This is a genomic window from Mesorhizobium sp. C416B, from assembly GCF_030323165.1.
Lineage (GTDB): Bacteria > Pseudomonadota > Alphaproteobacteria > Rhizobiales > Rhizobiaceae > Mesorhizobium.
Genome location: NZ_CP100471.1, coordinates 2,111,402 through 2,127,673 on the forward strand (window position 1 = coordinate 2,111,402; position 16,272 = coordinate 2,127,673).

A 16,272-nucleotide genomic window follows, 5' to 3' on the forward strand; every position below is an offset into this window, starting at 1 on the left:
CGCGACGAGCGATATCATGTCGCCCGTATTGCAGCCAAGATGCGTATTCGGGAGAGAGCTATGCCACTGCAGAACCGGGTCGATCCGTTCGGCGCCATCCATGCCATATCCGAGCGCGGCCTGTTCACCGGCAATCGCGGCATCATCCACGATCCTGAGACCAAGACGCTGCTGAAAAAGCGTTGGGCCTTGCCGGCCTGGATCATCTGCGTCTGCCAATTCCGCAATGTGCGGCGCGAGCCGATGGGCAGGAACAGGCCGGGCGGCAGGGCCGGCTGGACCGAGTTGTTCTTCCTCGACGAGGTGACGGCGCTGGCCGCCGGGCACCGTCCCTGTTTCTATTGCCGGCGTGAACGAGCCACGGATTTTGTCGGGCGTTTCGGCAAAGTCTTCGGTGTAAACGAACCGCGCGCGCCAATGGTGGACAAGCGGCTGCACAAGGAGCGGCTGGCTTCCGGCGGCAAGCCACCTGATGTCACCATGGGAGAGCTTGCCGAATTGCCGGACGGAGCGATGATCGCGGATGGCGGCTCGGCCTATGCGTTGCGCGGCGCTAACGCGCTGCCCTGGTCGTTCGCAGGCTATGGCGATGCGGCGGCCTTCGACAGCCTTGCCGGCCGGTCGCTGCGCCTGCTCACACCGGCCACGACCGTTTCGGTGCTGCGGCAAGGCTTTGAAGCGGTGTGGCATCCTTCCGCCAAGGCTTGACGCCAGGCACCGCCTCGCCCATTCCTCGGCGATGCGCGCCAATTACAAGATGCAGCGGCTGTTCGTGCCGGACGATCTCGCAGCAGGTATCGAATTCGATGCCGGACAGCAGCAGAGCCATTATCTCATGCATGTGCTGCGGCTCGGAGAGGGCGCCGAGATCCTGGTCTTCAACGGCCGCGACGGCGAGTGGTCGGCGGCGATCACAGCCAAGTCGAAAAAGGCGCTGCGGCTGAAGGTACTGGTCTTGCAGCGGCCGCAGCCGCCCCTGCCCGATCTCGTCTATTGCTTCGCGCCGCTGAAGCAGGGCCGGCTCGACTATCTCGTCCAGAAGGCGGTGGAGATGGGCGCCGGCATCCTGCAGCCGGTGATCACCCAGCACACGCAAGTGGCAAAACCCTCCATCGACCGGCTGCGCGCCAATGTCGTCGAGGCGGCCGAGCAATGCGGCATACTGGCGGTGCCGGAAGTGCGAGAAGCCGAGAAATTCGAGCGTCTGCTCTCCCGCTGGGACAAGGAGCGGCGACTGATCTTCTGCGACGAGGACGCCTCGACCAACAATCCGCTGCCGGCATTGCAGGCGGTGCCGGAGAAGAAGCTGGCGCTGCTGGTCGGACCGGAAGGCGGCTTTTCCGACGACGAACGAAAGATGCTGCGGGCGCTCCCCTTCGTCACTGCCATCCCGCTCGGGCCGCGCATCCTGCGCGCTGACACAGCAGCTGTAGCGGCGCTTGCGGTGATGCAGGCGACGGTCGGAGACTGGTAAGAAGCGTAAAGATCAATTCCTGTTGACCTGTGGCTCAGGATTTTTCGCTTGATCGGCTGCTGACATTTCGTCCATTTAGCGCCGGCGGGCTCCGAGAGCCGCAGAGGGGGCCCCATGGCGCGCGACACAACCGATTTCCGGGCAATCGAAGGCATCGACGAACTGGTCGAGCATCTGGCCGAAGGCAACAAGCCGCGCGACAAGTGGCGCATCGGGACCGAGCACGAGAAGTTCCCCTTCTATGTCGACGGGAACGCGCCGGTGCCCTATGGCGGCGAGCGCGGCATCCGCGCCATCCTCGAAGGCATGCAGCAAAAGCTCGGCTGGGACCCGATCATCGATGACGGCCGCATCATCGGCCTGGTCGAGCCGACCGGACAGGGCGCGATCTCGCTGGAGCCTGGTGGCCAGTTCGAGCTGTCGGGCGCGCCGCTGGAAACGATCCACCAGACCTGCCGGGAGGGCAATGCGCATCTGGCGCAAGTGCGCGAGATCGCCGAGCCGATGGGCATCCGCTTTCTCGGCCTCGGCGGCAGTCCGAAATGGTCGCTCGCCGAGACGCCGAAAATGCCGAAATCGCGCTACGAAATCATGACCCGCTACATGCCCAAGGTCGGGACCAAGGGTCTCGACATGATGTATCGCACCTGCACCATCCAGGTGAACCTCGACTTCGAAAGCGAAGCCGACATGCGCCGCAAGATGCAGGTGTCGCTGAAGCTGCAGCCACTGTCGACGGCGCTGTTTGCCAACTCGCCCTTCACCGACAGCCGGCCGAACGGGCTGCAGAGCTGGCGCGGCGACATCTGGCGCGACACCGACAACCAGCGCTCGGGCCTGCTCGAATTCTGCTTCTCGCCCGAGTTCGGCTTTGCCGACTATGTCGAATGGGCGCTCGACGTGCCGATGTATTTCGTCATCCGCGACGGCCACTATCACGACATGACGCACATCACCTTCCGCCAGTTCATGGCCGGCGCTGCCCGCAATGAAGTACCGGACGGACTGCCGACCATGGGCGACTGGGCGAACCATCTGTCGACCCTGTTCCCTGACGTCAGGCTGAAGCGCTTCCTCGAAATGCGCGGCGCCGATGGCGGGCCGTGGCGCCGCATCTGCGCGCTGCCGGCCTTCTGGGTCGGGCTGCTTTATGACGAGGCCGCGCTCGACGCCGCCGAGGCGCTGACTTCGAGCTGGACCTATGAAGAAACGCTGGCGATGCGCAATGCGGTGCCGGAACAAGGCATTTCCGCGCCGTTCCGCAACACGACGTTGCGTGAGATCGGCCGCGATGTAATGACCATTTCGCGCCTTGGGCTGAAAAATCGCGGCAGGAAGAACCGCGACGGCTATGACGAGACCTCGTTCCTCAACACGCTGGACGAAGTCGTGGCGCGCGGTACCACCAGTGCCGAGGAAATGCTGTCGGCCTACCACACGCGCTGGGGCGGCTCGATCGAGCCGGTGTTCATGGAATATGCGTATTAGCGTCGCGCCTTGAGCAGCGGCAAAAGCCGCTTCAATCGAACATCGAAACGAACTAGGTTCTCCCTCGAGGATTTCCCGGAGGAGAAACCGATGCCTACCTTGTTCGACATATTGGCGCAGGCGCAGAACGGCAACGGCATGCAGGCGCTTGCCCAGCAGTACGGGCTTTCCATGCAGCAGACGCAGGCGGCTGTCGCCGCTCTGCTGCCGGCCTTCTCGCAAGGGCTGCAACGCAACACCGCCGATCCCTATGGGCTCGGCGCCTTCATGACGGCGATGGCGAGCGGCCAGCACGCCAAATACTTCGAGGACGCGACCAGGGCTTTCTCACCGCAAGGCGTCAATGAGGGCAATGGCATTCTGGGTCATCTGTTCGGCTCGAAGGAGCTGTCGCGCGCGGTGGCCAGCCAGGCCGCGCAGGCGACCGGCGTCAGCCAGCAGATCCTGCAGCAGATGCTGCCGGCCATCGCTTCGATGGTGATGGGCGGATTGTTCAAGCAGACGACAAACCAGTTGACCGGGGGTCAGATGCAGGCCGCCGGTGGCTTCGGCGGCGGCAGCAATCCGCTCGGCGAGATCATCGAACAGATGATGCGGCAGGCGGGCGGCGGGGCACAGCCTGCGCCGCAGCCAGCACCCAATCCTTACGGTGAGAACCCGCTGGGCAAAGTGCTGCAGGACATGTTCGGCGGCGGCGCCCAACAGCCGCAAAGCCAGCCGCAACAGGCGCCCAACCCATATGGCGACAATCCGCTGGGCAAGGTGCTGCAGGATATGTTCGGCGGTGGCGCGGCACAGCAACCGCAGGGCCGGCCGCAGCAGCCAACACAGCCGCAACAGACGCAGAGCCCTTACGGCGACAACCCGCTGGGCAAGATTTTTGAAGAGATGATGCGGCAAGGCGGCGGTGGCGGCTTCGGCCTGCCCGGTGGGCAGCCGGCGCCGCAGCAGCCGCAAGCACCCCAGCCGCGACAGGCACCGCAGGAGCGCCAGGCGCCGCAACCGCAGGCCAATCCGAGCGGCAGGCCACGCAATCCGTTCGACGATATTTTCGGCAAGATGTTCGAGACCGGCGCCCAGCAGCGCGACGACTATCAGAAGGGCGTGGAAACGATCTTCGACCAGTTCAAGCGGGACATGGACCGGCGGTAGTTGGCGGTAGTTGGGCGCTGACCTTCGTGGCTTCGGAGCAAGGAACGAAGCGACGCGGCGCAGACCGCACGATGACGACGGAGCTTTAAAAGAAAAGCCCGGTCCTGGAGGAGGACCGGGCCAGTGTGCAGGCTGGCCGGCGGGGAACCGGCAGGGAGTGGGGAGCCTGCTATACTCGTTGGTCGTAGCGAGCCTGAGAAAGGTTCACGGCAACCGAAACAATGCGCCCGATATCACGCTATCTGGCGGGCGAGATCTTCGATTGTATCGGCGCGATCGCTCGCAATCGCACGCAGCTTCACGGTCGGATCGGCGCCGAACGGCACATCGATGGCGACATGGAGGTCCGCGCGCGTCAGGCCGATATCGGCGAGTTCGGCGTCCGACATCTCGCCGAGGCGATAGAAGGCCCGGCGATTTTTCCAGGCCTGGTAGGCATTGAGAAGGGTGTTGGCCACGCGCGTCGCAACGGCCGGACGCGAGGTGATGCGCGAGGTCTCGGTGGCGAAATCAAACGTGGTCATGTCGGTCTCCTTCAGACTCGAACTGGACAAGACCAGGCGATCGGCGCTGGGGACAGCGGCCGTTCCGGTCTCGATTCACATGCTTTCATGTGGACAATGTGAATTTGCCACGCACCGATTGATTAATCCAACGAATGTTTCTAACCTTTAGCATCAACGCTAGTGATGGATTGGACCGATGAAAGCGCCACTCGATCTCGACCAGTTGCAGACCTTCATCTCGATTGCCGATACCGGCAGCTTTACCCGCGCGGCCGAGGAAGTGCTGCGCACGCAATCGGCGGTGTCGATGCAGATGCGCCGGCTGGAAGAGCGGATCGGCAAGCCGCTGTTCGAAAAGGACGGCCGCACCAACAGGCTGACTGAGGAAGGCGACAAGCTGCTCTCCTACGCGCGCCGCCTGCTCTATCTCAACCGCGAAACGCTGGCCGCCTTTGATGACCAGCGGCTCGAAGGCACCATCCGCATCGGCACCCCCGACGACTATGCCGACCGGTTCCTGCCCGAAATCATGGCACGCTTCACACGGTCAAACCCGCGCGTCGAACTGACCGTCATCTGCGAGCCTACGCCAGGCTTGGTCGAGCATATCAAGCGCGGCAATCTCGATCTTGCGCTGGTGACGCACAACGATACGCGCGGCCAGTCGGAAGTGGTGCGGCGCGAGCCGCTGCTATGGGTGACCTCGGCCAACCATGCCACGCACGAACAGGAAGTGCTGCCGATGGCCTTCGGCCGGCCGAACTGCATCTGGCGGCGCGCCGCCGTCGATGTGCTCGACCGGCAAAACCGCGACTATCGAATCCTGTTCACCAGCTTCTCGGCCACCGTCATCACCGCCGCGGTGCTGTCGGGGCTGGCGATCTCGGTGCTGCCGGAATGCGCGCTGCGGCCCGGCATGCGAGTGCTGGGCGAAGCCGACGGTTTTGGCGCCCTGCCCGACTGCCGCATCGGCATCATGCGCGGCCAGACCTCGCGTCCCGAAATCGTCGACGCTCTGGCCCGACACATCTCGGAAAGCCTCGACAATATTTCCGTGCCGCTCGGCGAAGAAACGGGAAGCTTCGATTTCGCCTCGCTCGCCTTCGCCAAGATGAAGCGGAGCAAGCCGAACCAGATCCTGCCTGGCTGGTAGGAACGATCAGGCCGACGCTGCCGCCTCCGTCGTTGCGTTGGCCGACGACAGGCCGGGCAGCGCCACCAATTGCGCCGGCTCCAGCGGCGGCGACAAGAGGTAGCCCTGCAGCTGCTGGCAGCCCATGGCGACCAGCAGCGCCTTTTGCACCTCGGTCTCTACGCCCTCGGCGGTGACCTCGACCTTGAGCGCGCCGGCGAGATCGATCAGCGCCTTGACGATGGCGCCCGAATTGCCGTCGCCGTCGAGAAGCCGCACGAAGGAGCGGTCGATCTTGAGCTTGTCGATGGCATGGCGGCGCAGATAGCTCAGCGACGAATAGCCGGTGCCGAAATCGTCGAGCACAATGCCGACGCCCGACTGGCGCAAGGCTGCCAGAGCCGCTCTGGTGGTGTCGTTGTTTTCCAAGAGAACGTTTTCGGTGATTTCGAGCTGCAGGCGCTTCGGCGCCAGTCCGGTTTCGGCGAGGATCGAGGCAACCTCTTCGGCAAAGCCGGCGTCGCGCAATTGCAGCGGCGAGACATTGACGGCGAGCCACGGCAGTTTGGTCTTCACGGCGAAGCGGCAGGCTTCCAGCAGGGCCCATGCGCCGAGCTGCCCGATCATGCCGCGTTCCTCGGCGATGGCGATGAACTGCGCCGCCGGCAGTGCGCCATGGACCTCATGCGCCCAGCGGATCAGCGCCTCGGCGCCGACAATGGTCTTGCCGTCGCTGGCAAAGACCGGCTGGTAGGCGAGCTTGATACCGGTGCCGCCATTCAGCGCGCTGCGCAGCTCGCTCTCGACCTTGCGCTTGCGCAGCAAAAGGTCGTCCATGTCGCCGGCGAAGACCTGGTAGCGGCCACGGCCGTTCTTCTTGGCTTCGTAGAGCGCGATGTCGGCCTTGCGCAGCAGATCGTCTGCGTCGGCATCAGGGCCTGTCGACAAGGCTATGCCGATGCTGGCGCTGATAAAGACCTGATCGTCCATCAGCTTGAACGGCTCCTGCAGTTTCTGCAGCACCCTCTCGGAAATATCCTCGGCGTTCCTTACGTCGCGGACATCGATCAGGATCACCGCGAATTCGTCGCCACCCAGTCTTGCCACCGTGTCGACGTCGCGAACCGTATGCTGAAGCCTGGCCGCCGTCTGGCGCACGAGTTCGTCGCCTGCCGGGTGACCAAGCGTGTCGTTGACATGCTTGAAGCGATCTAGATCGAGATAAAGCAGCGCGACCTTGCTTTCATTGCCGGAGGTAAGCAAGGCACGCCGCAGCCTGTCCTCGAACAGTGCCCGGTTGGGCAGGCCGGTGAGCGTGTCGTGAAAGGCGAGATATTGCGCCTGGGCCTGGCTGGTCTGCAGCGCCGATGACGCACGGCGCAGACGCCGGAGCAGAAAGGCGAGCACGCTCGCCGCAACCAGCGCGGCCAGAGCCAGGGCCGGGCTGGCCTTGCCCACCAGCGTCAGGCCGGGCCGTTCCTGGTCCCAGGCAATATAGCCGAGGATGACACCCTGTTTGTCGATAAGCGGAATGGCAGCCGAGCCAAGCGGCTGAGCCATCGGCAGGAGATGCGCCCCCGCCAGCAGATATTTCTGCGCGATCTTGCCGATCACCGCGTCGTTGATGAACTCTATGGAGACATGCAGATATTCGCTGCCGGATGCCTGGGTGACGCGATCCGAACTCGGCACCAGAGGCATGACGCTGAGTATGGCAGGCTGACCGCCAAGCGAGACCAGATCGTCGGCAACGAATTTTGCGCCGGCCTGGCTTGCGTCCTTGCTCATCATCTGGCGCAACCTGGCGATGGTCGGCCGCAAAGCGGGTTCGTCCTCGCCAAAGACGGCAGGCGACACGACCTTGCCTTCGCGCATGGCGTGGACCGGCCGGTTGGCGTTGTCCAGCACATAGACCCGGTTGTGGCCGTAATACGAGTACATCCAGACGCTGAAATTCTCGGCCATCCAGGTCTGGTTGCCGGCCTTGGCGTTTATAACGGAATCATCCCAGACGGCGACGCTTTCCTGCTCGCGCTTTACCGCGGCGATCTGGTCCTGCAGGCCGTTGGCAAGGAAAACCTTCTCCCGCTCGAGCGAGACCCGGTCGGCCTGCATGGTGGCGTAAAGGCCGAAGCCGACAACGATGGCCAGTGCAAAAACGGCAAGCGTCAGCACCGTCAGGGTGACCTGGAACGTCAACGGGCTGCGTTGTTTGCGGGCGCTCATGCGTCCTCCTTGGCCCAGAGTCAATCAGGCCAGGCTTAAGATCAAGTTATGGAATCTTGACGCGGAGCGACAACAGCCGCTCAATCGGCCGATGAGCGACGCAGAATCCGAATCACGAACCAATGCCACCGAATACACGGTGAGCGAGATTTCCGGCGCGCTGAAGCGCACGGTCGAGGATGTCTTCGGCCATGTGCGGGTGCGCGGCGAAATTTCCGGCTATCGCGGGCCGCACTCTTCCGGCCATGCCTATTTCACCCTGAAGGACGACCGCGCGCGGCTCGATGCCGTGGTCTGGAAAGGCACGATGAGCCGGCTGAAATTCCGTCCCGAAGAGGGGATGGAGGTGATCGCAACCGGCAAACTCACCACCTATCCCGGCAAATCCAACTACCAGATCGTCATCGACAATCTAGAACCCGCCGGCGCCGGGGCGCTGATGGCGCTTTTGGAAGAGCGCAAGCGGCGACTGCAGGCCGAAGGACTTTTCGATGCCGGCCGCAAGCGGCGGCTGCCGTTCATGCCGCGCACCATCGGCGTCGTCACCTCGCCGACCGGATCGGTGATCCGTGACATCATCCATCGCATCAAGGACCGCTTTCCGCTGCATGTGCTGGTCTGGCCGGTAAGAGTCCAGGGCGAGACGGCGGGGGCGGAAGTGACGGCCGCCGTCAACGGCTTCAACGCGCTGGCCTGGGATGGCGCGATTGCCCAGCCCGACCTTCTGATCGTGGCGCGCGGCGGCGGCAGCCTCGAGGACCTCTGGGGGTTCAACGATGAAGGGCTGGCGCGCGCCGTCGCCGCCTCGCGCATTCCGGTGATTTCGGCCGTCGGGCACGAGACCGACTGGACCTTGATCGACCTCGTCGCCGACATGCGCGCACCGACGCCGACAGGTGCGGCGGAGATCGCGGTGCCGGTGAAAGCAGACCTCGAAGCGACACTAGCCAGTCTTGGCGCACGGCTCAAAGCAGCTACCTTGCGCAATTTCGAACGCAAGCGGCAGGCCTCGCGTGCGGCCGCCCGCGCGCTGCCCTCGCCCGACCAGTTGCTGGCGCTGCCGCGACGGCGGCTGGACGAGGCGGCCAGCCGGCTTAGCCGGGGGCTGATGGTCTCCACCGAAAGAAAGCAAGCTCGGTTCTTCGCCGTGAAGCTCACTCCGGCAACGCTGTCGCGGCGAATTGCCGAGGCGCGACGCACCAACGACCGCAACCTTTTGCGCGCTCAAGGGGCGCTGCGCGCATTGGCGAGAGCCCGGCGCGCGGAGTTGAATCGTGCGGCGGATCAGTTGCCAAAATGTGCGAAAGCATCCCTGCAACGGCACAGGCAGCAACTGGCTTTGCTGCAAGGCCGCATTACGATCGAGCCAACGGCACGGCGGCAAACCGTGCAGAGGGATCTGCTGACAGCTTTGACGAGACGCGGCACGCAAGCGGTACTGCTCAGGCTGGAGCGACTGCGCGGCCGCATCGTCCAATCCGAGAGGCTGATGGCAACGCTGTCGCACAAGGCTGTGCTGGCCCGCGGCTTCGCGCTGGTCAAGGATGCCGACGGCGCGGTGATCAAACTGGCAGTTGATGTGGCGCCGGGCGCTGGCCTGCAGCTGGAGTTCGCCGACGGCATCGTAAATGCAGTCGCGACCGGCGACGCCGAGCGGGTGCAGGCCGTTGCCAAACCAGCGGCCACGCCGCCCGCCAGCAAACCCGCTGCAAAGCCGACGGCCAGCAAACCGAAAGAGCCGGGCAATCAGGGCTCGCTTTTTTAGAGGACCGCATGACCGGACATGACCCGCATCTTCAAACGCCGGCGGGCAAGCCGCGCGCGCGTGCTTTCGGCATTGCCTTCGAGGGCACGCCGGGCGGCTTCAACGCCATCACCGATGTGCTCGGCGTATCGGTCGGCTATGCGACGCTGATTTCCGGCGAGGGTCTGCTCAAGGTTGGCACGGGGCCGGTGCGCACCGGCGTCACCGCCATCCTGCCGCGGCCGTTGGCTGAGCTCGCCACGCCGGTGTTTGCCGGTGTCTTCAGCCAGAACGGCAATGGCGAGTTGACGGGGTCGCACATTATCGAGGAAGTCGGCGCCTTCAACCTGCCGGTCACGATCACCAACACGCATTCCTGCGGCGTTACCCGCGACGGCACGCTGCGCTGGATGCAACGCGTGCTGTCGGCGGCGCTCGACAGCGGCTGGGGCCTGCCGGTCGCGGCGGAGACCTATGATGGTTTCCTCAACGACATCAACGGTCATCACGTCGGCTTCGAACATGTCGAAGCCGCGCTCGACGGTGCCGCCGGTGGAGCGATCGAGGAAGGCAGTGTCGGCGGCGGCACCGGCATGATTGCCTTTGGCTTCAAGGCCGGCTCGGGCACGGCATCGCGCATCGTCGAGTGGCAGGGCATCAGGCATACGGTCGGCGTATTCGTGCAGGCGAATTTCGGCAAGCGGCGCAATTTCACACTGCGCGGCGCCCGCGTCGGGCCCGATCTGGTAGAGCCGGCGATGCGCGAAGGCACGCCGCGTGCCGAAAAGGGCTCGATCATCGCCATCGTCGCCACCGATGCGCCATTTCTGCCGCACCAGATGAAGCGGCTGGCAAAGCGCGTGCCGCTCGGCATCGCCATGACAGGCGGCTTCGGGTACCACAGTTCGGGCGACATTTTTCTGGCCTTCACCACCGCCAATCCGCAAGCAGCACTTGCACCATCGGGACGAACCGCAAACGTCGCTTACATCCCGGACGTCGATATCGATCCGTTCTTCGATGCGGTGGCGCAAGGCGTAGAGGAGGCGATCCTCAATGCAATGGTCGCCAATGAGGATATGAGCGGACGCGACGGCAATTTCGTGCCGGCGCTGCCGAAGGCCTGGCTGAAAGATCGATTTGGATAGAGGACAAGGCCTGGCGGCACCAGGCCTGTTGCGTCACGGCTTGGCCGCGTTGCTCTGGTCGGCCTCGGCCGCCTCTTCGAGCCGCGATGCGATCAGTTCCTGGATGTCGCCGACTTCTTCCTGGATATCTTCCAGCGGAATGCCGACCTCAGCGGCCTTGGCCGCGCACTCCTTGGCGAGGGTCTCGGCCTGCTTCTCGATCTTTACCGGCGAGTGCTGGCAGTGGACCTTTTCACCGATCCATCCGCGCAAGAACTCGATCGCATGTTCACTCATACTGCTTTTCCCTGGCGGCTATGCCGGTTGGTAACCGTAAACGTCCGCACCCGGTAAAGGATGCATGCTGCCATTCGAACCGAGTCGGCTTCGCCCGGCAAGTTGATCTTGTCGGAGGTCCGAAGAGCCGAATGAAGGGAAGGGTTCAATGAGCACGTTCTGATTGTTTGATAGAGTGGTACGTTGGCCGGGATTCGGCTTCGGCTCTATGCTATTGTTCTTACGATCTTTTCCTGCTGTCGACGGCCGATTTGTATCACAATAGGGATCACAACGCGTAACACATTTTCTGCTGCTTCGTGGTACACCGCCACAGCTACGCGGTCGAAGCCGCCGCTATATAGTGACATCATTATGCGATGTCGACTCTATCAGCTATCCTGCTTCTTTCCGCCGCGCTGTGTCAAACGTCATCCCCGTCCAGTATGGAGATTGGATGGCCCCGGAGGGCGTATGAATATGTTGATTTTATTGCGTTTCGTGGCCAAAATCAGAAACCTCTCGTCAGCGTCACCCCGCTCGACTGCCTCCGCCACACTCAGCGCCTCCGACGTCGATTCCTTGCACGTAAGGCGCGGGCCGGATGAACGACAACATTGGCGCTTTGGCAGCGCGCTCCTGCTAAGGACGATGTCTCGATGCGACAAGCTTTGCCTTGCGCTGCGCCGTCTCCAACCCGATTGCGATGAAGGCGCGCGCATGCCGGGCCAGTTCAATATTGTCGGCCCACAGATTGCGCCAGATCGCGGTCTTCCGTGACAGGTTCTCGTCGACGATCTTCGACGAGAAGGATTCAAAGCTGAGGTCGTCCCTATAGCCGATTGCGGTCAGCGCATCGAAGATGGCGGCAAAGTCGATATTGCCGGTGCCGAGGAAACCGCGATGGCTCTCGCCGATATGGACATAACCGATCTTGTCAGCAGCATGGCGGATAGCCAGTCCGACATCGGCCTCCTCGATGTTCATGTGGAAGGTATCGAGATGCAGGAAGATGTTGTCGGAGCCGGTGTCCGCGATGAAGGCCAGGCCTTGTGAAGCGGTGTTGAGCAGATTGCTTTCGAAGCGATTGACGATCTCCAGATTGAGCGTGACGCCGGCGGACTTGGCCGTCTCCGCAACCTTCGCAAGTGTCCCCGCGCTGCGGTTCCACTGATCGCGCGTCGGCGCCTGCGTCTGCAAGCCGTGGCTGGTACTGAGGATGCCGCCAATTTTCTGGCCGCCGAGATCGCGGGTGAGCGCGATCGTCTCGTTGAGGATCTCGACGCCGCGCGCGGCAACCGCCTTGTCGGCACTCGAAATGTCGCCGTCGGCCGGCAGGCCGATGCTGATCGCGACGCCGAGCTTGAGGTCGGCGATGCGCCTGGCCAACCCGCCAACGTCGACATTGGCCGGGTCAAGATAAGAGAACTCGATCAGGTCGAAGCCGGCCTCTCTGGTGTTGGCCAGCGTGCGTTCGAGGTCGCCTTGCGCCGAACTCGCCGACCAGACGAAGGAATGAATACCGATGCGCGACATGATCGTCTCCCGTTTCTGGAATTGAGATGCGGCCGGGTTGCCCCGGCCGCATCGGCCTTGGGAGGCTTAGCGGGCTGCGGTCCAGCCCTTGTAGTCTTTCAGGTTCTCGGCCGTGATCAGCTTCGGGTCGAGCAGCACGGTCGGCTCCGCCGGCTTCTTGCCGGCAAGCAGCTCAGCCGCCATCGTCAGCGACTGGCCAGCCATCACGTAGGGATCCTGCGAAGCCGAGGCCTTGATCATCGAGGTGCCGGAAGCGAGTTCCTTCTCGATATCGGGAGCGCCATCCACTGCGGTGAAGATGAACTCCGAGCGATTGAGCTGCTTGGCCGCAAGCTGGGCGCCGATCGCCGTCGGATCGTTGATGGCAAACACCGCATCGATCTTGTCGAAGCGGGTGAGCAGCGACTGGAAGACCTTCAGGCCGCCGTCGCGCGAGCCTTCGGCATTCTGGTCCTCGGAGAGGATCTTGATGTCGGGGTGTTTTGCAAGGACGTCCTTGCAGCCCTTCACCCGCTCCAGGATCGACGACGACGCCGGGCCGTTGAGGATAACGTAGTCGCCCTTGCCGCCGGTGTGGTCGACCAGATACTGGCAGGCCTCTTCGCCGGCCTTGACGTTGTTGGTCATCACGGTGACGTCGGCGCCTGGCGCCGAGACGTCGAAGGCGGCAACGACGATGCCCGCTGCTTGCGCCTTCTTCACCGCCGGGCCGATCGCCTTGGCATCGACCGCATTGAGCATGATCACGTCGACCCCGGCGGCGATGAAGGAATCGACCTGAGAGACCTGCTTGTTGAGGTCGTAGTCGGCCGACACTGACGTCACCTCGACCTTCGGGTTGATCTTCTTGGCCGCGTCCTCGATGCCCTTGATGGTGGCGACGAAGAAGGGGTTGCCGAGCAGGCCGACCGAGATGCCGACCTTGTTGAGGTCCTTGGCCGATGCGGGCGCGATGGCGGCAGCCGCGAGTGCGACGCCGCAGAGCAGTTTAGCGATGGTCTTCATTGCTTTCCTCCAATTGCCCCGCGCCTCTCACGGTGCGTTACACAAACCGGTCGTTTACGCCGGCGACCAAGGTCAATCACGTTCTCGCTCCTGCCTGGAGCCTGTAGCGGTCGAGGGCGACTGCCACGATGATGACCAATCCCTTGATGATGTACTGCCAGATGTCCGAGACACCGGCCAAGATAAGCCCGTTGGAGAGCACCGCTATGATCAGGCCACCGATCAGCGTACCCCAGATCGAGCCGACGCCGCCGACGAAGCTGGTGCCGCCGAGAATGACCGCGGCAATGGCGTCGAGTTCGTAAGACTGCCCAAGCTGCAGCCCGTTGGCCGCATAGAGCCGGGCCGCTGACATGGCGCCCCCAAGGCCGGCCAGCAGGCCGGAAACGCCATAGACAAAGAGCAGCACCAGCGGCACCTTGATGCCGGTCAGCCGCGCCGCTTCGGCATTGCCGCCGACGGCATAGATCCAGGTGCCGAGCACGGTGCGCTTGAGCACCAGCCAGGACAGCACCACGACCGACAAGGCGATGATGACCAGCCAGGGGATGCCGAACAGCGTACCGTTGCCGATGAAGTCGAACGGCAGGTCCGAGTTGAACACCGTGGTGTCCTGGCCGAGCAGGCGGGCGACGCCGCGCACAGCGGTCAGCGACCCCAGCGTGACGATGAAGGGCGGCAGTCTGATATAGGCGATCAGCAGCCCGTTGATGACGCCGAAGCCGAGGCCGACGAGAATGGCCGCCGGCACGCCCAGCAGTCCCCAATCAGGCACCAGCGACACCATCACCGCCACCATCGCCGAGGCTGCAAGTATCGAGCCGACGGACAGGTCGATCCCGCCGGTCAGGATGACGAAGGTCATGCCCGCTGCCAGCACAATGTTGATCGACGATTGCTGCATGACGATCAGCAAATTGGTCTGGGTGAAGAAGCGCGCGTTCATCAACTGAAAGCCGACCGCCAGCAGGATCAGGATCGGCAGCATGCCAAGGGCGGCGAAGGCGGTGCGCAACCGCCGGCTCCTGCCGACAGCCTGGCCACTGATCTCGGTCGCCTTGTCGGTCATCCCTTGGCCGCTCCCGTTGCAAGTTCCATGATTGCTTCCTGGCGCAGCGGCTGGTCTTTGGACGCCGTAACCTCGCCGGCAATCGTGCCGTCGCGCATTACCAGCACGCGGTCGGCAACGCCGATCACCTCCGGCAGTTCGCTGGAGATCATCAGGATGGCGATGCCCTTTTTGGCGAGATTGTCGATCAGCCGGTAGATTTCCGACTTCGCTCCGACATCGACGCCGCGCGTCGGTTCATCCAGGATGACCACTTGCGGCTCGGTCTCGAGCAGGCGGGCAAGCAACACTTTCTGCTGGTTGCCGCCCGACAGCGAACCCGCATTGGCCTGTACCGACCTGGTGCGGATGGAGAGATCCGAAACGGCAGTGGCAGCACGTCTCTCGGCGGCTTTGAAATCGCGCAAGCCGCCGGGCCGCGCATCCCTGGCCAGCACGCCCATGCTGATGTTGTCGGAGATCGACATGTCGAGAAAGAGGCCGAGCTCCTTGCGGTCCTCGGTGAGATAGGCGATGCCGGCATTCAGTGCCTCGCTTGGCGAGCCGATGGTTACGGGCTTGCCGTCGAGTTCCAGCGTGCCGGCGATGCGTCTGTCGGCACCGAAGATCAGTCGCGCGAGTTCGGTGCGGCCCGAGCCGACAAGGCCAGCCAGAGCCAGCACCTCGCCCTTATACAGTTCGAAGGAGCAGTTCTTCAGGAGATTGCCGTCCGCCATGCCGCGCACCGACAAGGCGACCGCGCGCTTGTTGTCCGGCGGGCGATGATCCTTCCTGTAAAAAGCGGACAGGTCGCGGCCAACCATCATCGAGACGAGGCGCGAGGCGTTCAGCTCGGCGCGCTCGAGTGTGCCGACATAGCCGCTGTCGCGCAGCACGCTGACACGGTCGGCCAACTGGTAGACCTCTTCCATGCGGTGGCTGATGTAGATGATGGCGATGCCTTCCGACTTCAGCGTCGCGATGACCTCGAAGAGACGGTCGGTCTCGCGCGAGGTCAGCGAGGTGGTTGGCTCGTCCATGACGATGATGCGCGCGCTGGTCGAAAGCGCGCGGGCGATTTCGACCAGCTGACGCTCGCCGAGCGACAGGCTGGAAACCTGGGCCCGTGCGGAGAAGGACACGCCGAGACGCTTGATGATCTCATTGCTGCGCCGGTAGCATTGGTCGCGGTCGACGATGCCGAAACGCCTCGGCTCATTGCCGAGGAAGATGTTCTGCGCGACCGTCAGGTTGGGCGCCAGCGACAGTTCCTGGTAGATAACCGCAATGCCGTGAGCCCGCGCCTTGATCGGGTCGCCGGTGGCGACCGGCACGCCGTCAATCAGTATCTCGCCGCCGGCATCAGGCCGATAGGCGCCGGACAGCACCTTCATCAAAGTCGACTTGCCGGCACCGTTTTCACCCATCAGCGCATGGACTTCGCCCGCATGGACGGTCAGCGACACGTCCTGCAAGGCGCGGACTGGCCCGAACGTCTTCGAGATGTGCCGCATTTCCAGCATTGGCCGGCGCGTGACTTCGGCCTGAGCAGCGACGA

Annotated in this window: 14 protein-coding genes; 7 read left to right on the forward strand and 7 right to left on the reverse strand. The window is 63.5% G+C overall.

The window, feature by feature from the left end; genetic code table 11:
- Positions 1-60: 60 nt before the first annotated feature.
- From NLY43_RS10505 to NLY43_RS10520, 4 genes are all read left to right on the forward strand, one after another.
- A complete protein-coding gene (locus NLY43_RS10505; RefSeq protein ID WP_023710132.1) occupies positions 61-708 on the forward strand; it encodes a hypothetical protein in 648 nt (215 codons plus the stop codon).
- Between the two features lie 31 nt (positions 709-739).
- Positions 740-1,474, forward strand: a complete 735-nt coding sequence (locus NLY43_RS10510) for a 16S rRNA (uracil(1498)-N(3))-methyltransferase (protein ID WP_023710133.1) — start codon at positions 740-742, stop codon at positions 1,472-1,474.
- 114 nt (positions 1,475-1,588) lie between these two features.
- Positions 1,589-2,962 (forward strand): glutamate--cysteine ligase, encoded by a 1,374-nt coding sequence (locus NLY43_RS10515; RefSeq protein WP_023710134.1) that lies wholly within the window; start codon positions 1,589-1,591, stop codon positions 2,960-2,962.
- A 90-nt stretch (positions 2,963-3,052) separates the two neighbouring features.
- Positions 3,053-4,114, forward strand: a complete 1,062-nt coding sequence (locus NLY43_RS10520; RefSeq protein WP_023710135.1) for a DUF937 domain-containing protein — start codon at positions 3,053-3,055, stop codon at positions 4,112-4,114.
- Between the two features lie 233 nt (positions 4,115-4,347).
- Here the strand turns inward: NLY43_RS10520 and NLY43_RS10525 are convergent, their stop codons facing one another.
- Positions 4,348-4,638: a DUF1127 domain-containing protein gene (locus NLY43_RS10525; RefSeq protein ID WP_023670560.1), complete on the reverse strand. Its 291-nt coding sequence runs from the start codon at positions 4,636-4,638 to the stop codon at positions 4,348-4,350.
- A 178-nt stretch (positions 4,639-4,816) separates the two neighbouring features.
- Here NLY43_RS10525 and NLY43_RS10530 point away from each other — a divergent pair, with 178 nt between their 5' ends.
- Positions 4,817-5,773, forward strand: coding sequence for a LysR substrate-binding domain-containing protein (locus NLY43_RS10530; protein WP_023695095.1), 957 nt, complete (start codon positions 4,817-4,819; stop codon positions 5,771-5,773).
- Positions 5,774-5,779: 6 nt separating this feature from the next.
- Here the strand turns inward: NLY43_RS10530 and NLY43_RS10535 are convergent, their stop codons facing one another.
- The gene (locus tag NLY43_RS10535) at positions 5,780-7,978 is read right to left on the reverse strand and encodes a bifunctional diguanylate cyclase/phosphodiesterase (RefSeq protein WP_023723354.1); all 2,199 of its coding nucleotides are present in this window, start codon (positions 7,976-7,978) and stop codon (positions 5,780-5,782) included.
- Positions 7,979-8,069: 91 nt separating this feature from the next.
- On the opposite strand from NLY43_RS10535, the gene xseA reads away from it, so the two are divergent.
- Both xseA and NLY43_RS10545 read left to right on the forward strand, forming a co-directional pair.
- Entirely contained in the window at positions 8,070-9,743 is a 1,674-nt protein-coding gene (gene xseA / locus NLY43_RS10540) for an exodeoxyribonuclease VII large subunit (protein WP_023686817.1), read from the forward strand.
- A gap of 8 nt (positions 9,744-9,751) precedes the next feature.
- A complete protein-coding gene (locus NLY43_RS10545) occupies positions 9,752-10,870 on the forward strand; it encodes a DmpA family aminopeptidase (protein WP_023710136.1) in 1,119 nt (372 codons plus the stop codon).
- Positions 10,871-10,903: 33 nt separating this feature from the next.
- On the opposite strand, the gene NLY43_RS10550 is transcribed toward NLY43_RS10545, so the two are convergent.
- The 5 genes from NLY43_RS10550 to NLY43_RS10570 all read right to left on the reverse strand — a co-directional run bounded on the left by NLY43_RS10550 (position 10,904) and on the right by NLY43_RS10570 (position 16,237).
- Positions 10,904-11,146 (reverse strand): DUF768 domain-containing protein, encoded by a 243-nt coding sequence (locus tag NLY43_RS10550; protein ID WP_023670565.1) that lies wholly within the window; start codon positions 11,144-11,146, stop codon positions 10,904-10,906.
- Positions 11,147-11,767: 621 nt separating this feature from the next.
- Positions 11,768-12,661, reverse strand: coding sequence for a sugar phosphate isomerase/epimerase family protein (locus NLY43_RS10555; protein WP_023710137.1), 894 nt, complete (start codon positions 12,659-12,661; stop codon positions 11,768-11,770).
- Between the two features lie 66 nt (positions 12,662-12,727).
- Positions 12,728-13,666 (reverse strand): ABC transporter substrate-binding protein, encoded by a 939-nt coding sequence (locus NLY43_RS10560; RefSeq protein WP_023710138.1) that lies wholly within the window; start codon positions 13,664-13,666, stop codon positions 12,728-12,730.
- Positions 13,667-13,742: 76 nt separating this feature from the next.
- Entirely contained in the window at positions 13,743-14,735 is a 993-nt protein-coding gene (locus tag NLY43_RS10565; RefSeq protein ID WP_023710139.1) for an ABC transporter permease subunit, read from the reverse strand.
- Positions 14,732-16,237 (reverse strand): sugar ABC transporter ATP-binding protein, encoded by a 1,506-nt coding sequence (locus NLY43_RS10570; protein ID WP_050589722.1) that lies wholly within the window; start codon positions 16,235-16,237, stop codon positions 14,732-14,734. The genes NLY43_RS10565 and NLY43_RS10570 overlap by 4 nt, the downstream gene beginning before the upstream one ends.
- Between the last annotated feature and the right edge of the window lie 35 nt (positions 16,238-16,272).